We start from the raw sequence: 17,604 nt of genomic DNA, 5'->3' as shown, positions 1-17,604 counted from the left end.
GAAAACAAGAGAGCCGCCGGGGCGACCCGGCGGCTCCTTTTTTGCTCTCCATGTCCCTTCCGGGGCCGTCGCAGCCCCGGACGGTGTTGGCCGATGGCCTAGAACCGACCCGTCAGGCCAACCACGAAGTAGCGGCCGATGAAGTCGTAGGTGCCGTACGCATTGGCCGCGTTGGTCGCGTAGATCGGCGGCTCCTCGTCGAAGAGGTTCCGCACCACCAGGCGGGCGCGCAGGCTGTCCAGGCCCAGGCCCCAGCGCTTGGTCACATCGGCCAGGTCGTAGGTGACGCCCAGGTCGTGCAGGAAGTAGTCGTCGACCTTCAGCGGGTAGCGGGTCTCCAGCGTGAAGTCGTTGTTGAACGACGACTCGTCGATCCAGTTCACCGTCCAGTTCACGGACAGCGGGCCGCGGTTGTAGCTGGTCTCGAGCTTCCAGCGCCACTTGGCGTTGCCGATCTCGCCCTGGTCGCGGTTCAGGTCAAAGCCCAGGCCGGTGACCGAGGTCTCCTGACGCTCCACGTGGTAGAGGTCGAAGTTCCAGTCCAGCTGGCCGGGGTTGCCGCCGAACCAGTTGCTGAAGGCGCCGCCCAGCCAGTCGGCCAGGTCGACCCGGTAGTCGATGCCGGCCGTGAAGCCCTCGAAGTTCATGTAGCCGGCGTTGATGTAGCCGGTCATCGGACCCGTGGCGGTCGCGCCCGCGCCGGTCGGCGCGCCGTTGGTCAGGATCTGGCCCTGGCCGGTGACGGGATCGGTGGTCGAGTTGCCCCGCTGGAAGCGGCTGCAGGCGTCGGCCGGCGGGTTCGGCGAGTCGTAGCAGACCTGCAGGATCGAGGTCAGGGTGAAGTTCGAGATCGCCCCTTCCAGCTGGATGTTGGCCCAGTCGAAGCTGATGGCCAGACCCGGCACGAACGAGGGCTGATAGACGAAGCCCAGGGTCCACTGCTTGGCGATCTCGTTCTCCAGCGCCGGGTTGCCGGCGGTGGCGCCCTGCACCGTGGCGGCCTGGACGTTGGACACCAGGTTGAAGTCCGGCGGCAGGCCCAGGGCCTGGAACGCCGCCTGGCAGTTGGCGCGACGGATGGCCGGGCTCGGGCCGGAATTGATGTTCCGGAAGTCGCACGGGTCGGTCGCCGTCATGAAGCTGGTGGCCGTCGGCAGGAACAGCTCGGTGATGGCGGGGGCCCGGAACGAGCGGCTCTTCTGGCCGCGGATCATCAGGTCCGCGATCGGATGCCAGCGGCCGCCGTAGCTCCAGGCGTCGTCCTTGCCGGCCTGGCTGTGGTCCACCTTCCGGTAGGCGCCTTCGAACTCCAGGCGGTGCAGCAGCGGGAAGCTGAAGTCGTTGCCGAACACCGGCACCAGGGTTTCGGCGTACCACTCCTTGGTGTCGAACTTGCCGGTGAGGGCGGTGATGGCGGCCGAGCGGCCGACGCCAAGCTCCTGCGGCTCGTTCGGGTTGAAGTCCGACTTCTCGTAGCGGGCCTCGACGCCGGCCGCGAACGACCAGGCGCCGGCCGGCAATTCGAACAGGTCGCCGCCGAAGTTGGCTTCATAGACGGTCTGCAGGATCTTGTACTTGGACTCGAACTGCACTCCGACCCAGTCGAGGGCCGCCTGGCTGGGCGAGCCGTAGCCGAACAGGTTCAGCGGGACGCAGCCCGCGGCCCGTGCCGCCGGGTCGCGGCAGACGATGGCGCCCGAGCCGTCCCGGGTCACGTCGATCGCCTGGGCGAACCGCGTCTGGACGATGTTCGGGCTGGTGAAGGAGCCGGTGGCCTCGCCCTGGGTGAAGGACGCGCTCCAGAAGAAGTCGCGGTCCAGGAACTGCAGGTCGCCGTCGATCGCCAGCACGCCGCGCCAGGTTTCGCCGTCGGCGGTGGTCTTGTTGGTGCCGATGTCGAGCGAGGCGCGCGACAGGGCGAACAGCCGCTCGCCCGGATTGTTCGGGTCGGCCGGCAGCGGGGTCGGCTGGTTCAGCAGGATGTCGCGCGAGGCGGCCGGCAGGAACGGGTTGGCCGTGGAGAACACCAGGGCCGACGACGTGCCGCCGAACAGGGGGGCGTTGTATATCGGCTGGTTGTAGGGCTCTTCGGCGTCGAACTTGGAATAGTAGAACTCGCCGTTGATCCGGATGTTGCTGGTGACGTCGTAGCGGGCGAAGGCCGTGGCCACGTGACGCTCGACCGGCGACAGCAGCGACGACAGCTCGGCCAGGTTCAGGCCGTCGCCGCCGGAGGCGATCGACGCCTGGTAGAAGTCGCCGAACTCATAGGGCACCAGCGCCCCGCCGGCGCCGAACTGGGCCAGGCGGCCGTCGGGCAGGCGGATGACATTGGCCGCCGAGGTGCCGGCCACGTTGTTGCCCGCGGCGTTGGCCCGGAACGGCAGGCCGCCCAACGTGACCTCAGGGATGCGGCGGTTGAAGATCGGGATGGCGCCCGGGATGCCGTCAGAGCCGCTGGTGTTGAGCGGGTTGTTGGCGAAGGTCAGCTGTTCGCGGGTGCGGGCGCGATCCACGTAACCCAACGCCGAGGTCTCGTTGTACTCGTAGCTGCCCGACAGGCTCAGGCGGTCGTCGAAGAAGCGCTTGCCCACGGTGATCCGGCCGCGCCACTCCTCGGCGTCATTGCGATCCGAAATGCCGTATTGGGCGTCGAGCTCCACGCCCTCGAAGTCGGACCGGGTGATGACGTTGATGACGCCGGCGATGGCGTCCGAGCCGTACACGGCCGAGCCGCCGGCCTGGATGGTCTCGATGCGGTCGATCAGGCCGGTGGGAATCACGTTCAGGTCGACCTGGCCGCCGGCGGCCGCGCCGGTGAAGATCGAGGCGGGGTTGCCGCCCACGAAGCGCCGGCCGTTGACCAGGGTCAGGGTCCGGTTGGTGCCCAGGTTGAAGATGTTGATGAAGTTGCGGCCGACGCCGAACGAGCCCTGGTCGCCCACCGGGCTGATGGGCACGCCCGCGGAGGGCAGGTCGTTGAGGGCGTCCGCGACGTTGGTGAAGCCGCGGTTCTCCATCTTCTGGGTGGTGATCACTTGCAGCGGCTGGACTGAGGTGAGATCCGGACGGCGAATCCGCGAGCCGGTGACCACGACTTCGTCCACCTCCTGCGCCGCAGCGAAGCTGGGCGCGGCGAGCGCCGCGGCCGCAGCCGCCGACGCCAGAAGCGCGGTTCGAAGCAAGTGACTACGATTGAGGTTCATTCTGCAGCCCCGCAAGATGGTTGAGTTGGGGACGGCCCCCTCCGGAGCGTCCCGGGCCGCCTGGGGCGTCGGACCTGCGCAGGCCTGCGCAAATCACCCCGGCGGAGATGTCGGAACGCTGTCATCTGACCGTCGCAGCGACAACCAGAAGTCGCCGCAAATGGCGGCGTGAAACGTCTCATTGTGACGTTTTGTGTGCGAGGTGCGCCAAAGTTGTCACAGTTCGGCGGGCGCCCGTCGAGGTTGATCGCCTGCAAGCTGCGCTTGGGGCTGCGGAATGAGCGCTCTTGCGTCAGCCGGCCTTCCCCACGCGCCGCGGGGGCGGCGAAATCCGCTCAATCATTGAACATCGTAACGTTCATTTGGGCGCAAGCTTGAGCAATCGGGTTTATTGTTCAGGTTGTTCATCAATAGTCGTTGACGATCTGCAAGATGTTCGCCGATTTGCGTTCTCTCAAATTGAGCGCATGTGCGACACTTTTTGGCGTTTCAGCCCCAAAAAGCGTGACTGAAATGTGACATGCGTCGCGTTTCGATGTTCATTCGGCCAGTAACCCATTGGCCGGATTACATCGCCGTTAGGGTCCGCGCCCAAGCGCATGAGGCGTGCGCGAGACCAAAGAAACGGACAGTTCAGAGCATGATCACCGCGCAGAGGTTGCTCCTCTCCACCACGGCGCTCGGGGGAGCCCTGCTCCTCGCCGCCGGCCCCGCCGCGGCCCAGCAGGCCCCCGCTGACCAGGTGGCCACCCTCGTCGCCCAGACCGACAATGGCGGCGCTTCCGCTTCGGACGCGGTCGACGTCGAGGCTCTGGTCGTCACCGGCTCGCGCCTGCGGCGCAACGCCTACACCGCTCCCGACCCCCTGACGGTCATCACCTCGGACGAGATGGCCCTGCAGGGCGTCGCCAGCACGGCCGATGCGCTCCAGCAATCGTCGCTGGCCGCCGGCTCGTTCCAGACCAATGACCAGCTGACCGGCTACGTCACCAACGGCGGCCCTGGCACCCAGACGGTGTCGCTCCGCGGTCTGGGCGACCAGCGCACCCTAGTGATCGTCAACGGCCGCCGCGTCGGCCCGGCCGGCACCCGCGGCACCGTCGGCCCGATGGATCTGAACGTCATCCCGGCGTCGGCCATCGACCGCGTCGAGATCCTGAAGGACGGCGCCTCGTCGATCTACGGCTCGGACGCCGTGGCCGGCGTGGTCAATATCGTCCTGAAGAATCGCACCGACGCGCTCACCCTCGACGCCTACGGCAACAACACCGAGCACGGCGGCGGCGCGAACTACCGGCTGAGCGGCAACTGGGGCAAGACGTTCGAGCGCGGCTACATCAACGTCGCCGGCGAATACTATCGCCAGGAGCCGCTGCGTCGCGCCCAGCGTAACGATACGTCCTGCGCCGCCGACTACCTGTTCTCGGCCGACGGCAAGACCCGTGTCGACTTCACCGACGTGACGGACAACGGCGGGTTCTTCTACAAGTGCTACAACCTGTCGAACAACTACGTCGCCACCAACGCCGGCAGCCTCGTCTACCGGCAGCCGGGCGTCGACTACCCGACTGCTGCCGAGGGCAACAATGTGCCGGCCGCCCTGGCCGACACCTTCGCCCGCATGGCCCGCGCCGGCTTCCCGGCCACCTTCCCGTACGCCAACTACGAGTCGAAGGACTGGCTGAACGCCTCGGTGGTCAGCCCGTCGGAGCGGTTCGCGGTGCTGGCCAACGGCGCCTTCGAACTCAGCGACAATGTCGAAGCCTACGGCCAGGTGCTGTTCAACCGTCGTGAGACCGAACAGTACAGCGCCCGTCAGCTGTTCCCGACCATCGACCCGGCCAACCCGAACGTGGCGCTGCTCGCGGACGCGGGCCAGACCACGATCCAGCCGGTCATCGCCCTGCCGTCGAACCAGGGCCAGGACGTCGACTACTACCACGCGGTGGCGGGCCTGCGCGGCAACGCGGGCGACGTGGGCTTCGTGAAGAACCTCTCGTGGGACATCTACGGGTCGTACAGCCTGTCCGACGCCACCTACTGGCAGGACATCATCTACAACGACCGCGTGGTCGCCACGACGGGCGCGGCCGCCTGTGATCCGAACCCTGCGGGCGGCAACATCTCGGGCTTCACCTGCGCGACCCTGCCGAACGGCATCCCGTGGATCAGCCAGCGGATCCTGGCCGGCGACTTCACCGACGCCGAGCGTGCGTTCCTGTTCGGCCGCGACGGCGGCTCCACCAAGTACGAGCAGTACTATGTGGAGGGCGTCGTCCAGGGCGACATCTTCGAACTGCCGGCCGGTACGGTCACGGCTCTGGCGGGCTTCCACCTCCGCCACGAGAGCATTGACGACAATCCGGGGGTGAACATCGCCAACAGCAACCTTTGGGGCTCGACCTCGTCGGGCCGTACCAAGGGCAGCGACGAAGTCCGCGAAGTGTTCGGCGAACTCAGCGTCCCGCTGCTGAGCGACCTGCCGTTCGTCGACAGCCTGACGTTCGACGGCTCGGCCCGTTACACGGACTACAAGAGCTACGGCGGCAACGAGACCTACAAGGTCGGCCTGAACTGGGCGGTCAACAACGACATCCGGTTCCGCGGCACCTACGGCACCTCGTTCCGGGCCCCGGCCCTGTACGAACTGTATCTGGCCAACCAGACCAGCTACAGCGGCCAGACCGTGGTCGACCCCTGCGTGCGCTGGGAAGACGAGACCAACGCCCAGATCCAGGCGAACTGCGCCTCCCAAGGCATCCCGTCGAACTACACCGGCACCAGCCCGAACTTCGGCGGCGGCAGCGCGCTCATCACCACGGGCGGCGGCAAGGGCATCCTGGAGGCCGAGACCTCCAAGGCGCTCTCGGTCGGCGTGATCCTCACGCCGCAGTTCGTGAAGCCCTGGTTCGACCTGAGCATCGCGGTCGACTACTTCGACCTGAAGATCAACGACGAGGTCCGCCGGTTCGGCGCGGCCAACATCGTGGAGCAGTGCTACAAGGCCGCCGACTTCCCGAACAGCGCCTACTGCGGCCTGTTCAGTCGGGACCTCGACCCGGCCTCCCCGAGCTACCTGAACATCACCGACATCAACAACAGCTACGTCAACGTGGCTGACCAGCGCCACAAGGGCATCGACCTGAACGTCCAGGTGGTGAAGGACTTCGGCGACTACGGTCGCCTGTCGATCGACGGCGAGTTCACCTGGAAGCTGAAGGACGTGACCACCCTGATCGGCGGCACGGAGCCAGAGGACTACAACGGCACCACCTTCAACTACGGCGGTCCGGACTTCTCGGGCGCGATCAACACGCGTTACACCCTGCGCGACTGGTCGGTGAACTGGGGCGTCACGCTGATCGGCAAGGCCTCCGACACCGAGGTGGAGGAAGGCGACGTCTTCTACTCCAGCCGGTACGGCCAGGACGTGTACTACAAGCAGTACGCCGAGTTCACCGCGTACCATAACCTGTCGGTGCGCAAGCGCCTGGAAGAGCAGAACGCGTTCGTCCAGGTCGGCGTCCAGAACGTCTTCGACGAGCGTCCGCCGGCCCAGTCGACCAACCAGTTCCGCGTCGGCACCGCCGCGCTGAACGGCTACGACATGTTGGGTCGCCGGTTCTACGTGAACGTCAGCAAGACCTGGTAAGAGCCGAAAGGTTCAGACCAAGGGAACGGCGGGCCGAAAGGCCCGCCGTTTTCGTATGGGCCCTAGTCAGGCGGGGCCCTGGTCAGGCGATGGCGCGCAGCGCCTCGATCAGTTCTTCCACCGCCGCTTCGGTGGTCGCCCACGAGCACATGAAGCGCACCGACCCGTCGAGGAAGCGGTAGGCGAACCAGTCGGCCGCATGCAGGCGGGCAAGCGTCGCCTCGTCCATCTCGACGAAGACTGCGTTCGCCTCCACCGGATGGACCACCGGGAAAGGCGAGGCCGCCGCGAGCCTTTGCGCCATGGCGTTGGCATGGGCGGCGTGACGCAGGAAGGCGCCGGATCCCAACATTCCGATGAACGGCGCGGCGTAGAACCGGCCCTTGGACGGCAGCTGGCCGGCCTGTTTCAGCCGGGCGTCGAACCGCCGGGCGAGGCTCCGGTCGAAGATCACCACGGCCTCGGTGGGCGGCATGCCGGCCTTGGTCCCCCCGACCACCAGCAGATCGACCCCCAGGGCCTGGATGACCTTGAGGTCGAAGCCAGCCGCGGCGGCATTGGCGAGGCGGGCGCCGTCGAGGTGGACGCCATAGCCCCTGGCCTTCACCGGCTCGATCAGGGCTTTCAGTTCGTCGACGGAATAGACCGTGCCGTATTCGGTGGCGTTGGTCAGGGAGAGCGCCGCGGGCGGTTGGCGATAGGAGACGTCTGCGGCGTCAAGGGGCGCAGCGAGGGACGCGGGGTCGATCTTGCCCGAGGCCCCCGGCAAGCCAACGAGGCCGATCCCGTGGCCGAAGAAGCCCGGCGCGCCGGTTTCGTCCGTGCAGACGTGGGCGTGCTCATGCGCCAGCACCGCCTCGAACGGGCGGGCGAGGGCGGCCAGGGCCACGGCGTTGGCCGCTGTCCCGGAGGCTACGAACCGGACCTCGGCGTCGGCGTCCAGCAACTCGCGGATCAGGTCGGCGGCGCGGGCCGTGACCGCGTCCGTCCCGTAGCCGGACGTAAAGCCGCTGTTGGCGGCGAGAATCGCCTCCATCGCCTCGGGCGCGGCGGGAGCGGTGTTGTCCGAAGCGAAGTCATATCGGGCCATGGAGGACAGGTTCTCCCCGCCGCAGCGCAAAGGATCAACAGCTTTGGCGTCCTGCGCTTGTGGCCCCGGCCTCTGGGTGGTCCACCCGCGCGCATCTGCATTTGAGGGACAGGATGAAACGGTTCTGGGCGGCCGCCGCCGCATGTGTCGCGTTCATGGCCGCAGCGCCGGCGTGGTCCAAGCCGATCCCGGAGGGCGGAGTCACGGTCCAGGAAGTCCGGACCTGGCTCATCGACAATGGTTACAAGGCACAGGTGGAGACGGCCAGCGACGGCGACCAGCACATCCTGTCGGGCGCCGATGGCCTGCGTTTCAGCATCTTCTTCTACGACTGCAGCAAGGGGCGTTGCGCCGGGGTGCAGTTCTACCTCGGCTTCGACAAGGGGCCGAACACGCCGGGCATCGAGGAGGTGAACGCCTGGAACCGGGACAAGCGCTTCCTGAAGGCCTACCTCGATCGGGACGGCGACCTCGCTTTCGAATACGACGCCAATGTCGCGCCCGGCGGGACGTGGGAGGCCCTCGAGGATGACTTCAACGTCTTCCTCTCACTGTTCCCGGCCGCCAAGGCCCTGGCGAACTGGTAGGCCGGCCTCAGGCCAGCTCGCGGGCCCAGGTGCGCACCTCATCGGCGAACAGGTCCGGTTCTTCCATGGCCGCGAAATGGCCGCCGCGCGGCTGTTCGCTCCAGCGGACGATGTTGTAGGCGCGTTCGGCCCAACTGCGGGGCGGGGCGGTGTAGAGCGGCTCGCCGGGGAAGTTGGCAAAGGCCGTGGGCGTTTCGCAACGCACGCCTTCCGGGAGAACCACGCCGCCCTCCTCGACCAGGCCGCGGTAGTACCAGGCTCCCGTCGTGAAGCTGCCGGTCATCACATAGAGCATGATGTTGGTCAGCAGGCGGTCCTTGGAGAAGGCCTCGTCCAGCGTCCTGGCTGACAGATCCGCCCAGTCGTGGAAGCGTTCAGTGATCCAGGCCGCCTGGCCGACCGGATTGCCGGCCGCCATCCAGGCGAGCGACTGGGGCTTGGAAGCCTGAAGCCGGAAGTAGGCGCCCATCACGTCCATCATCGCCGTCTGCCGCTGGATCCAGGCGATCTCCGCCTCGGACTGCGGCGGGCCCGGCGGGCGAAAGCCGATCATGTTGAGGTGGATGGCCCGCACATGGGCGCCGTGGTCATGCCCCAGCCATGAGGTGACCAGTCCGCCCCAGTCGCCGCCCTGGGCGAGGTAGCCGTCATAGCCCAGCACCTGGGTCATCAGGGTGTTGAACAGCCGCGCCGTGGCCCGCTGGCCGATGGGGCGGGCGGGTTTCGAGGAGAAGGCGAAGCCGGGGAGGGAGGGGATGACCAGATCGAAGGCGTCGGCCGGATCGCCGCCGAAGCGGCTCGGGAAGGCCAGCTTTTCCGCCGCTTCCCAGAATTCGTAGTGAGACCCCGGCCAGCCATGGGTGAGCAGCAGGGGGCGTCGACCGCGGGCCTCACCCACCAGATGGACGAAATGCAGGTCGAAGTCCTCGACCCTGGCCTTGAACTGCGGGAAGCGGTTGAGGTCGGCCATCGCGGCCCGCCAGTCGTAGGCGTCCGTCCAGTACTGGCAGAGCTCCCGCAGGTAGCCGCCGTCACAGCCGTAGGCCCAGCCGTCGTCCACTGCTGGGGCCGGCGGCCAGGGATAGGCCCTAACCTGGGCCAGCACGGCGCCGACCTCCTCGGCGCTCCACGCCACCTCGAACGGCTGCGGCTGCGTCATCCGGCTTCCTCCCTGTTTTCAAGGAGGCTCGACGGATGACGCGACGGCGGTCAAGTTCCCCCGCCATGGGGGACCAGGCGATGAGCGACGGGAACACAGCTCCGGTCTGGCGGCGTCTCGCCGCGGCGGTGGTGGATGGAGTCTTCTTCCTGTTCGTCGCCAGCCTGATCTCGGTGTCCCTATACGCCGCCACCGACGGGCGACTGCGCGCCTATGTATTCCAGCCTGCCGAGCGCTGTGCGCCGACGGAGAACCTTGCGCCGGCCGTCGCTGTGGCCGCCCTGGCGGCGGTGCCTGCGGACCAGGCCCGGGTCGTCTCGGCCACGGCCTGCCGCCGGCTGTTCCTCGGCCTGGAGAGCGGGCGTTTCGTTTCAGTCGCTGTCGAGGCCCAGCGGGGCGAGACGCTCATGCGCGCGGCGGTGCTTCAGCCCGTGGACCGGAGCGGCCAGCCGGTGCGGCCGGTTTCGCTGGGCTTCGCCTATCCCCTGGCCTTCGTGCTCTTCATGGCTTTGGCCGAAGGCGTTGTGCTCGCCACTCCCGGCAAGGCGGCCCTGGGGCTGCGTGTCGTCTCCGTGTCCGGCGACCGACTGGGTTTCGCCCGCGCCCTGGGGCGGAACCTGATCGTCTATGGCTGGCTGGTGGCGGGGGCGGTGCTGGTCCTTGTCCTTCCGCAACTCGGGCGACTCGCGCCGGCGCTGCTCGGTTACGCCCGGGCGATATGGATCGGGGAACTCGTGGCGGTCGGGACGCTCGCGCTGATCGCGCTCGCCTGGCTGCTAACGGGGCGGCCAACACCGGCCTATGACCGCTGGACCGGCGCGCGGGTGGTTCGCGCCTGAGCGCGTGCGTCAGGCTACGTCGGGGCGCAGGCCCCGGCTCATGGCCTGGCCCATCGCCCGGTGCAGTTCCTTGGCCGAACCCGGCGGCAGCTTGCCGGCCAGCTCCAGCACGACGCAGCCGTGGGCGGCGGCCCAGAACATCGTTCCCAGCTGCTCGGGATCGCCGGCCAGGACGCCCGCCGCGATCAGATCCTTCACATAGTCGCTCAAGGTCGCCCGAGCCCGGCGGCCTGCCTCCACCAGCTCGGGATAGCGACCCTCGTCCGGCTGGTTCAGGTCGAACATCAGCTTGTAGGTGTGCGGATGCTCCAGGGCGAAGGCCACATAGGCTTCACCCACCGCCGCCCCGCGGTGCCGCGCGTTGCCCGTGTTGGCGGCCCGCGCCTTCTCCAGCGCCTGCGCGAACCGGTTGAAGCCGTTGGCCCGCACCGCCGCGAGGATGTCGTCCTTGTCCTTGAAATAGCGATACGGGGTCATTGGCGAGACGCCCAGCTCGGCGGCGAGCTGGCGCATGGTCACCGCGTCGGGGCCCTTCTCGGCGAACAGCCGCTCGGCCGCCGCGCAAAGTCTTTCGCGGAAGTCGGCGACGTCAGTCTCGGTGAGGACGCGGGGCATGGTGACTCACTGCTCACGAAAGCGCTTGCCAAGGCCTAGACCTTACCGCATAAATTTACAACGTAAGTTGTCGAAGGCTCAGGGAGGAAGGCCATGGACGGCGATGCACGCATCAACCCCTATCTGACGGGTAACTTCGCGCCGATCCGGTCGGAGGATGATTTCGACCTCCCGGTGAAAGGAGAGGTTCCGCGCGAACTGCGCGGCGCGCTGTTCCGGATCGGGCCCAATCCGCAGTTCGAGCCGCGCGATCCCAACCACCACTGGTTCGCTGGGGACGGCATGGTCCATGGCTTCTATGTCGAGGACGGCAAGGTCTCGTACCGCAACCGCTACGTCCGCACGCCCAAATGGCGCGCGGAGAACGAGGCGGGCCGTTCGCTGTTCGGCACGTTCGGCAATCCGGCCACCACCGAGCCTGACCGCATCGGTCAGGACTCAGGCGTCGCCAACACCAACATCGTCTGGCATGCGGGCAAGCTGCTCGCCCTCGAGGAGGGGCACATGCCCACCGAGATGCAGCCTCGGTCGCTGGAAACGGTGGGTTACGCCGAAGCCTATGCGGGGCGCACCACCGCCCACCCGAAGCTGGATCCGGTCAGCGGCGAGATGGTGTGGTTCGCCTATGGCGTCGGCGCCATGCCGTTCTCGCCGGGCATGAGCTACGGCGTCACCGATGCGCAGGGGCGGGTGGTTCGCCGTGACGATTTTCAGGCCCCGTTCGCCTCGATGGTCCACGACTTCATGGTCACCGAGAACCATGTGCTGTTCCCGGTCCTGCCTCTGACCGGGAGCCTGGAGCGGGCCATGAGCGGGCGCGCGCCTTTCGCCTGGGAGCCGGAAAAGGGCAGCCATGTGGGAGTGATGCGCCGGGACGGCTCGGTGGACAGCATCCGCTGGTTCAACACCGAGGCCTGCTACGTCTTCCATCCGCTTAACGCCTGGGAGGAGGACGGCAAGCTCATCGCCGACGTCATGCGTTATGACGCCGCCCCGCTGTTCCCGAGGGCCGACGGCTCGCCGGGTGAGAAGACCGCGGCCCGGCTGGTGCGCTGGACATTCGACCTCGCCGCCCCGAGCAACGCCATCCGCGAGGAGCCCCTGGACGACCTCGACAGCGAGTTCCCGCGCGTCGATCCCCGGGTGGAAACGCGAAAGCACCGGCATGGCTGGTATGCGGCCGATCCGTCCGGCGCCAAGACCATCAAGCAGAGCGCCATCGCCCGGCTCGACCTCCAGACGGGGCGGCGCGAGGTCTATGAACTGCCGGATGGCGACCTCACCTCCGAACCGGTGTTCGTCCCCAGATCGGCCGACGCGCCCGAGGGCGACGGCTGGCTGACGGCGGTGGTGTGGCGCGCGGCCGAGAACCGCTCGGACTTCCTGATCTTCGAGGCGTTGGACCTCGCCAAGGGGCCCATCGCCACCGCCGAAATGCCGCGCCGGGTGCCCTTCGGCTTCCACGGCAACTGGGCGTCCTTCTAGGCTGGGATCAGCTGCGGAAATCGAGCGCCTGAAAGGTAAGGGGCGTGGTGGGCGCGAGGAGGAAACGGACCTCCAGCGTCCCCCGTTCGCACGGAACGCGCAGGATGGCTGAGAGGGCGCTGTCCACGCGCACGGGCTGTAGTTCGCCGCTGCAGTCGCCGAGCTTTTCCTTCACCGGGGCGATCCTGGCGTTTCGGTGGGCGGCGTCCTCGTCCAGCAGGAAGTTGATCGCCAGGGCCTCGCGGGCGGCGAGGACGTCGCCCGCGGCGTAGATCCGCATCGCCGTTTCGGCCATCGCCTTCACGGCGGGGCTCGGGCTCTCGCGCAGCGGGAAGGCGCCGGACCTGACCAGCTGGGTCGCGGCCTGGCGCACCACTACCGACGCAGGGGCGTAGGTGCGGTTGGTGAAGGCGAAGACGCCCAAGCCGCGCTGCGGCAGCATCAGCACGTTCGAGCCGTAGCCGGGCAGGCCGCCCGAATGGCCGAAGTGCAGGCCGAGCACGCAGTCGGTGTACGAGATGGTCCCGAGGCCGTAAGCCGATCCCCGGTCACAGCCATCGGGCTCGGCGCGGCGCTGGACGGTCAGGTAGGTCTGCGGACGGGCGATCTCGCGGATGCTGGCCCGGGCGAGGACGCCGTCCTCCGGTTCGTTCCGCGGCGGCCAGGCGGCGAGCTCCCAGGCCATGTAGCGGGCGTAGTCGTCGGCGCTGGTGAGCAGGCCCCCCATGGCGCCGAAGGCGCCGGGCCCCAGGGCGGGCTCAGGCTTCCACTGGCCGTCCTCCCAGCGATAGCCGCGGGCCAGTCGCGCCGCCGGAACCTTGCCGATGTCGTAGGTGGTGGAGGCCATGCCGAGGGGGGCAAAGAAGCTGGCGGCGATGTAGTCGGCATAGGGCCGGCCAGCGGCGTTCGAGACCACCCGCCCGGCCAGGGCGTAGCCGAAGTTCGAATATTCGAAGCCCGTTCCCGGTGTCCGGGAGAAGGGCGCGCCGGCGGCGACGAAGCGGGAGAAGTCCGCCTCGGGCATGTCCAGCTGACGGTCGCCCCAGGGATCGTCGGTGACGAAGCCGCCAGTGTGGCTAAGCAGGTCCCGGACCGTGATCTTCGGGCTGTCGCTGGTGGGATATCTCAGGCCTTTCAGTTCGGGCACATGGCGCTCGGCCGGGTCGTCCAGCGCCAGGCGACCCTCGTCCCGCAACTTCAGGGCGGCGAGGGCGGTGAAGTTCTTGGACATGGAGGCGATGCGGAACACCGTGTCGGGCGTCACCGGGGCCTTGGTCTCCACATCCTGCACGCCCAGGCTCCGGACATAGGCGAGGCGGCCGTCGGCTACGACGCCATAGACGAGGCCGGGTACGTTCTGTTCGCGCATGAACGTCTCGAACAGCGGGTCGAGCTCGGCGAAGGCCGCCTTCCGCGCCGCATCGAGCTGCTGCGGCGGCGATTGCAGCGCCTGGGCCGCCGCCGGGCTGACGAAGCAGAACGTGGCCAGGGCCGCCAAACAGCTTGCGAACTTCATGTCTCGTCCCCCAATCCGAGGCTGCAGGGCGCCCGATAGCGGCTCGTCCCGTCAAGTTACGTCGAGGCAAGATTGCTTCATCGGCAGGGCGGGCTAATCCGTGGGGCAGGGAGGTGCGCCACATGGGCAAGCTGATGATGGGGGCCGCGCTGGCCCTGTTGGCGGCGGGTATGGCGCAGGCCGCGCCGGACTTCTCCGATCGCCAGGACTTCGATTTCGCAGACCGCGGCTTCGTCGCCACCCGCGAGGATCCGAAGATCATGGCCGCGGACGGGCGGGTGGTGTGGGATCTCTCAGCCTATGACTTCCTCAAGGCCGAGGCGCCGGCCGGCGCCAATCCGAGCCTGTGGCGCCAGTCGCAGCTGCTGGTCCGCCATGGCCTCTACAAGGTGATGGACGGGGTCTGGCAGGTGCGCGGCTTCGACCTCGCCAACGCCACCTTCATCGCCGGCAAGAGCGGCTGGATCGTTATCGATCCGCTGACCTCGGCGGAGACGGCCAGGGCGGCCCTGGAGCTGGTGAACGCCCGGCTGGGCGCGCGGCCCGTGGTGGCCGTGATCTACACCCACAGTCACGTGGACCACTTCGGCGGCGCCCGAGGCGTGGTCGATGCGGAGGCGCTGGCCGCCGGCCGGGTGCAGGTGATCGCCCCCGAGGGCTTCCTGGCCGATGCGGTCTCAGAGAACATCATCGCCGGGCCGGCCATGCAGCGGCGGGCGATCTATCAGTTCGGCAGCTTCCTTCCCAAAGGCCCGACCGGCCAGATCAACGCCGGCATCGGCATGGCGGTGAGCGCCGGAACCCAGACCCTGGCGCCGCCCAATGTGGACATTGTCCGCACCGGCCAGACCCTGGTGGTGGACGGCGTGCGGATGGAGTTCCAGCTGACGCCGGAGACTGAGGCCCCGGCCGAGATGAACATCTATCTGCCGGATCTCAAGGCCCTGTGCCTGGCGGAGAACGCCAACGCCACGCTGCACAATGTGCTCACGCCGCGCGGGGCCCTGGTGCGGGACGCCAAGCAGTGGGCCGACTATCTGACCCAGTCCATCCGGCTCTATGGCGACCGGTCCGAGGTGCTGTTCACCAGCCACGCCTGGCCGCGCTTCGGACGCGAGGTGATCGCCGACTACCTCTCCAAGCACCGGGACGCCTACAAGTACCTGCACGACCAGACCGTGCGGCTGATGAACGACGGACTCACCGGTCCCGAGATCGCCAATCGCCTGCAGCTGCCCGAGGCGCTCGACCGCGAATGGTACAACCGCGGCTATTACGGCACGCTCAGCTTCAACAGTCGGGCGGTCTATCAGCGTTACATGGGCTGGTACGACGCCAATCCCGTGAACCTCGCCCCGCTGGAGCCGGCGGAGGAAAGCGCCCGCTACGTGGCGGCCATGGGCGGGCGGGCCAAGGTCCTGGCGGAAGCAACGAAGGCCCATGAAGCCGGCGATGACCGCTGGGCCGCGACCCTCGCCAATCGTCTGGTGCTGGCCGACGCCGGAAACACCGCGGCTCGAGACCTGCTGGCCCGGGTCTATGAGCGTCTGGGCATGGCGGCGGAGAGCGCCATCTGGCGCAACATGTACCTCTCGGGCGCCCGCGAACTGCGTCAGGGCGTGCCCCCGGGCGGGGGACGCAGCGCGTCCGCCGAACTGATCGCCCACACGCCAACCGGCATGTTGCTGGACCTGCTGTCGGTGCGCCTGGACCCGGCCAAGTCCAAGGGCCAGGCGGCGAGCCTGGATCTGGTGTTCCCTGACCGGCAGGAGCGCTTTCGCGTGTCGGTGCGAAACGACGTGCTGACCTGGGAGCCCGAGCCCGAGGGAGGCGTGGCCGAGGCCGTCGTCACCTTGCCGCGGGCCCAATTTCTGGCGGTGACCCTGGCCGGGGCGCAGGCCCCCGCGGGCGCCGAGCCCCTGGCCAAGCTGGTCAGCTGGCTCTCGGCGCCGCGGACCGACTTTCCGATCGTGACCCGCTAAGGGCGGCGGCTCAGGCGGCCGCCGCGACGTTCCCGGCCTGGGCGGCCTCGGCCCGGGCCGGGACGGGCAGGGCGTTCCCCGCCGCCTTGGCCCGTTTGGCGCCCCGCGCGATCTCCTTCAGGAGGTCGTGAACGTAGATGCCGAAGTCCACCTGAATCGTGTGCCGGGCCGACTTGTAGTAGGGCCCGAGGTGCAGCGCCTCGTCCTTGGCGGTGATGGCCCGCATCTCGTCCGGCGGCGGCGGACGGTACTGGCCCGTCAGATAGGCGCCGGCCAGCTTGGCCTGCTGCTCGGCGAAGTTCACCAGGGTCGGCAGCGGCTGGGCCAGGCCCATGAAGAACAGGTTGGGGATCTCGGGCTTCATCATCCGCTTGAACAGCGGGAAGCGGTGCTCGGCGTCGGGGAGCAGCTCTGGGGCCGAGAAGAACGGGAAGCTGATCTTGTAGCCGGTGGCGTAGATGATGGCGTCCACCTCCTCGACGCTGCCATCCTCGAAGCGGACCTTGCGGCCCATGAGTTCGGCGATGTTCGGCTTGAACTTGACGTCGCCGCAGCCGGCTCGGGTCAGGAACTCGCCCGACACTGAGGGGTGCGCCTCCAGGGGCTCGTGGTCGGGCTTGGGCAGGCCATAGTCCTCCATCCGCCCGATGGCGCGCTTGATCCTCTTGCGGGCCAGGGCCAGGCCCAGCTTCCGCGGGAACCAGGGCGGCAGGGCCGCCTTGTCCGCCGGACGGCCGTCCATGTACTTGGGCAGCACCCAGACGCCCCGGCGGGCCGCCACCCACAGCGTCTTGGCGATCGGCCGCTGGGAGAGCTCGGAGGCGATATCCATCGCCGAATTGCCCATGCCGACGACGACGATGTTCTTGCCCCGCATGTCCACGGGGTCGAACGGGGTGCGATACTCGTGAGCGTGGAAGTGCGGCCCGTCGAAATGGCCCGGATACTCCGGCACCCGGGCGTCCCAGTGATGGCCGTTGCAGACGAACAGGACGTCGTAGAGCCGCGTCTCGCCCGTGGAGAGGCTCACCGCCCATAGGCCATCGGCGGTACGCTCGGCCTTGGTGACCGCCGTATTGAACGTGATCAGCGGCCGCAGACCGAAGTGGTCGACGTAGTCGTGGAAATACTGCAGCAGCTGGGCGTGGTGCGGGAAGTCGGGCCATTCGGCCGGCACCGGAAAGTCCTCGAAGGCCAGGCGCCACTTCGAGGTGTCGATGTGCAGGCTCTCGTAACAGGCCGAAAGGCCGTTCGGGTTGTTGAAGTACCAGTTGCCGCCGATGTCGTCCGACATCTCGAAGCAGTCGAACGGCACGCCAAGGTCCTTGAGCCGCTTGGCGGTGGTGAAGCCGGAGCAGCCCGCGCCGATGATGCAGGCCTTGGGCAGGGGCGCTGCCATGGGTTCCTCCCGTCGTTGCTTGTTTTCCCGGAAGTCTGATCGCCTTACGCGACGGCGGGCAAGTGGCGCTCAGG

11 protein-coding genes are annotated in these 17,604 nt (G+C 68.0%); 5 read left to right on the top strand and 6 right to left on the bottom strand.

Annotated elements, in window-relative coordinates; translation table 11 throughout:
• Window positions 1-98: 98 nt before the first annotated feature.
• Entirely contained in the window at window positions 99-3,185 is a 3,087-nt protein-coding gene (locus BO64_RS00950) for a TonB-dependent receptor domain-containing protein (protein ID WP_496401398.1), read from the bottom strand.
• 661 nt (window positions 3,186-3,846) lie between these two features.
• Here BO64_RS00950 and BO64_RS00945 point away from each other — a divergent pair.
• Window positions 3,847-6,858 (top strand): TonB-dependent receptor plug domain-containing protein, encoded by a 3,012-nt coding sequence (locus tag BO64_RS00945; RefSeq protein WP_496401397.1) that lies wholly within the window; start codon window positions 3,847-3,849, stop codon window positions 6,856-6,858.
• Window positions 6,859-6,940: 82 nt separating this feature from the next.
• Here BO64_RS00945 and BO64_RS00940 read toward each other — a convergent pair whose 3' ends face one another.
• Window positions 6,941-7,948: a beta-eliminating lyase-related protein gene (locus BO64_RS00940; protein WP_496401396.1), complete on the bottom strand. Its 1,008-nt coding sequence runs from the start codon at window positions 7,946-7,948 to the stop codon at window positions 6,941-6,943.
• Window positions 7,949-8,061: 113 nt separating this feature from the next.
• Between BO64_RS00940 and BO64_RS00935 the strand changes: the two genes are divergently transcribed.
• Window positions 8,062-8,535 carry a YbjN domain-containing protein gene (locus BO64_RS00935; RefSeq protein WP_496401395.1) on the top strand — a complete coding sequence of 158 codons (474 nt, stop codon included), beginning with the start codon at window positions 8,062-8,064 and terminating at the stop codon, window positions 8,533-8,535.
• Between the two features lie 7 nt (window positions 8,536-8,542).
• On the opposite strand, the gene BO64_RS00930 is transcribed toward BO64_RS00935, so the two are convergent.
• Entirely contained in the window at window positions 8,543-9,694 is a 1,152-nt protein-coding gene (locus tag BO64_RS00930; RefSeq protein WP_496401394.1) for an epoxide hydrolase family protein, read from the bottom strand.
• A gap of 80 nt (window positions 9,695-9,774) precedes the next feature.
• On the opposite strand from BO64_RS00930, the gene BO64_RS00925 reads away from it, so the two are divergent.
• Window positions 9,775-10,533 (top strand): RDD family protein, encoded by a 759-nt coding sequence (locus BO64_RS00925; protein ID WP_496401393.1) that lies wholly within the window; start codon window positions 9,775-9,777, stop codon window positions 10,531-10,533.
• A 9-nt stretch (window positions 10,534-10,542) separates the two neighbouring features.
• Here BO64_RS00925 and BO64_RS00920 read toward each other — a convergent pair whose 3' ends face one another.
• Window positions 10,543-11,148, bottom strand: coding sequence for a TetR/AcrR family transcriptional regulator (locus BO64_RS00920; protein WP_496401392.1), 606 nt, complete (start codon window positions 11,146-11,148; stop codon window positions 10,543-10,545).
• Between the two features lie 93 nt (window positions 11,149-11,241).
• On the opposite strand from BO64_RS00920, the gene BO64_RS00915 reads away from it, so the two are divergent.
• Window positions 11,242-12,633, top strand: coding sequence for a carotenoid oxygenase family protein (locus BO64_RS00915; RefSeq protein ID WP_496401391.1), 1,392 nt, complete (start codon window positions 11,242-11,244; stop codon window positions 12,631-12,633).
• Between the two features lie 7 nt (window positions 12,634-12,640).
• On the opposite strand, the gene BO64_RS00910 is transcribed toward BO64_RS00915, so the two are convergent.
• Window positions 12,641-14,149, bottom strand: coding sequence for a serine hydrolase domain-containing protein (locus tag BO64_RS00910; protein WP_496401390.1), 1,509 nt, complete (start codon window positions 14,147-14,149; stop codon window positions 12,641-12,643).
• Window positions 14,150-14,271: 122 nt separating this feature from the next.
• On the opposite strand from BO64_RS00910, the gene BO64_RS00905 reads away from it, so the two are divergent.
• Window positions 14,272-16,131, top strand: coding sequence for an alkyl/aryl-sulfatase (locus BO64_RS00905; RefSeq protein ID WP_496401389.1), 1,860 nt, complete (start codon window positions 14,272-14,274; stop codon window positions 16,129-16,131).
• A gap of 10 nt (window positions 16,132-16,141) precedes the next feature.
• Here the strand turns inward: BO64_RS00905 and BO64_RS00900 are convergent, their stop codons facing one another.
• Window positions 16,142-17,530, bottom strand: a complete 1,389-nt coding sequence (locus tag BO64_RS00900) for a flavin-containing monooxygenase (protein ID WP_496401388.1) — start codon at window positions 17,528-17,530, stop codon at window positions 16,142-16,144.
• Window positions 17,531-17,604: the final 74 nt, after the last annotated feature.

The organism is Phenylobacterium composti DSM 19425 (assembly GCF_059568645.1).
Note: the sequence above shows the minus strand (reverse complement) of the source record. Positions and strands in the feature narration are given on the sequence as shown.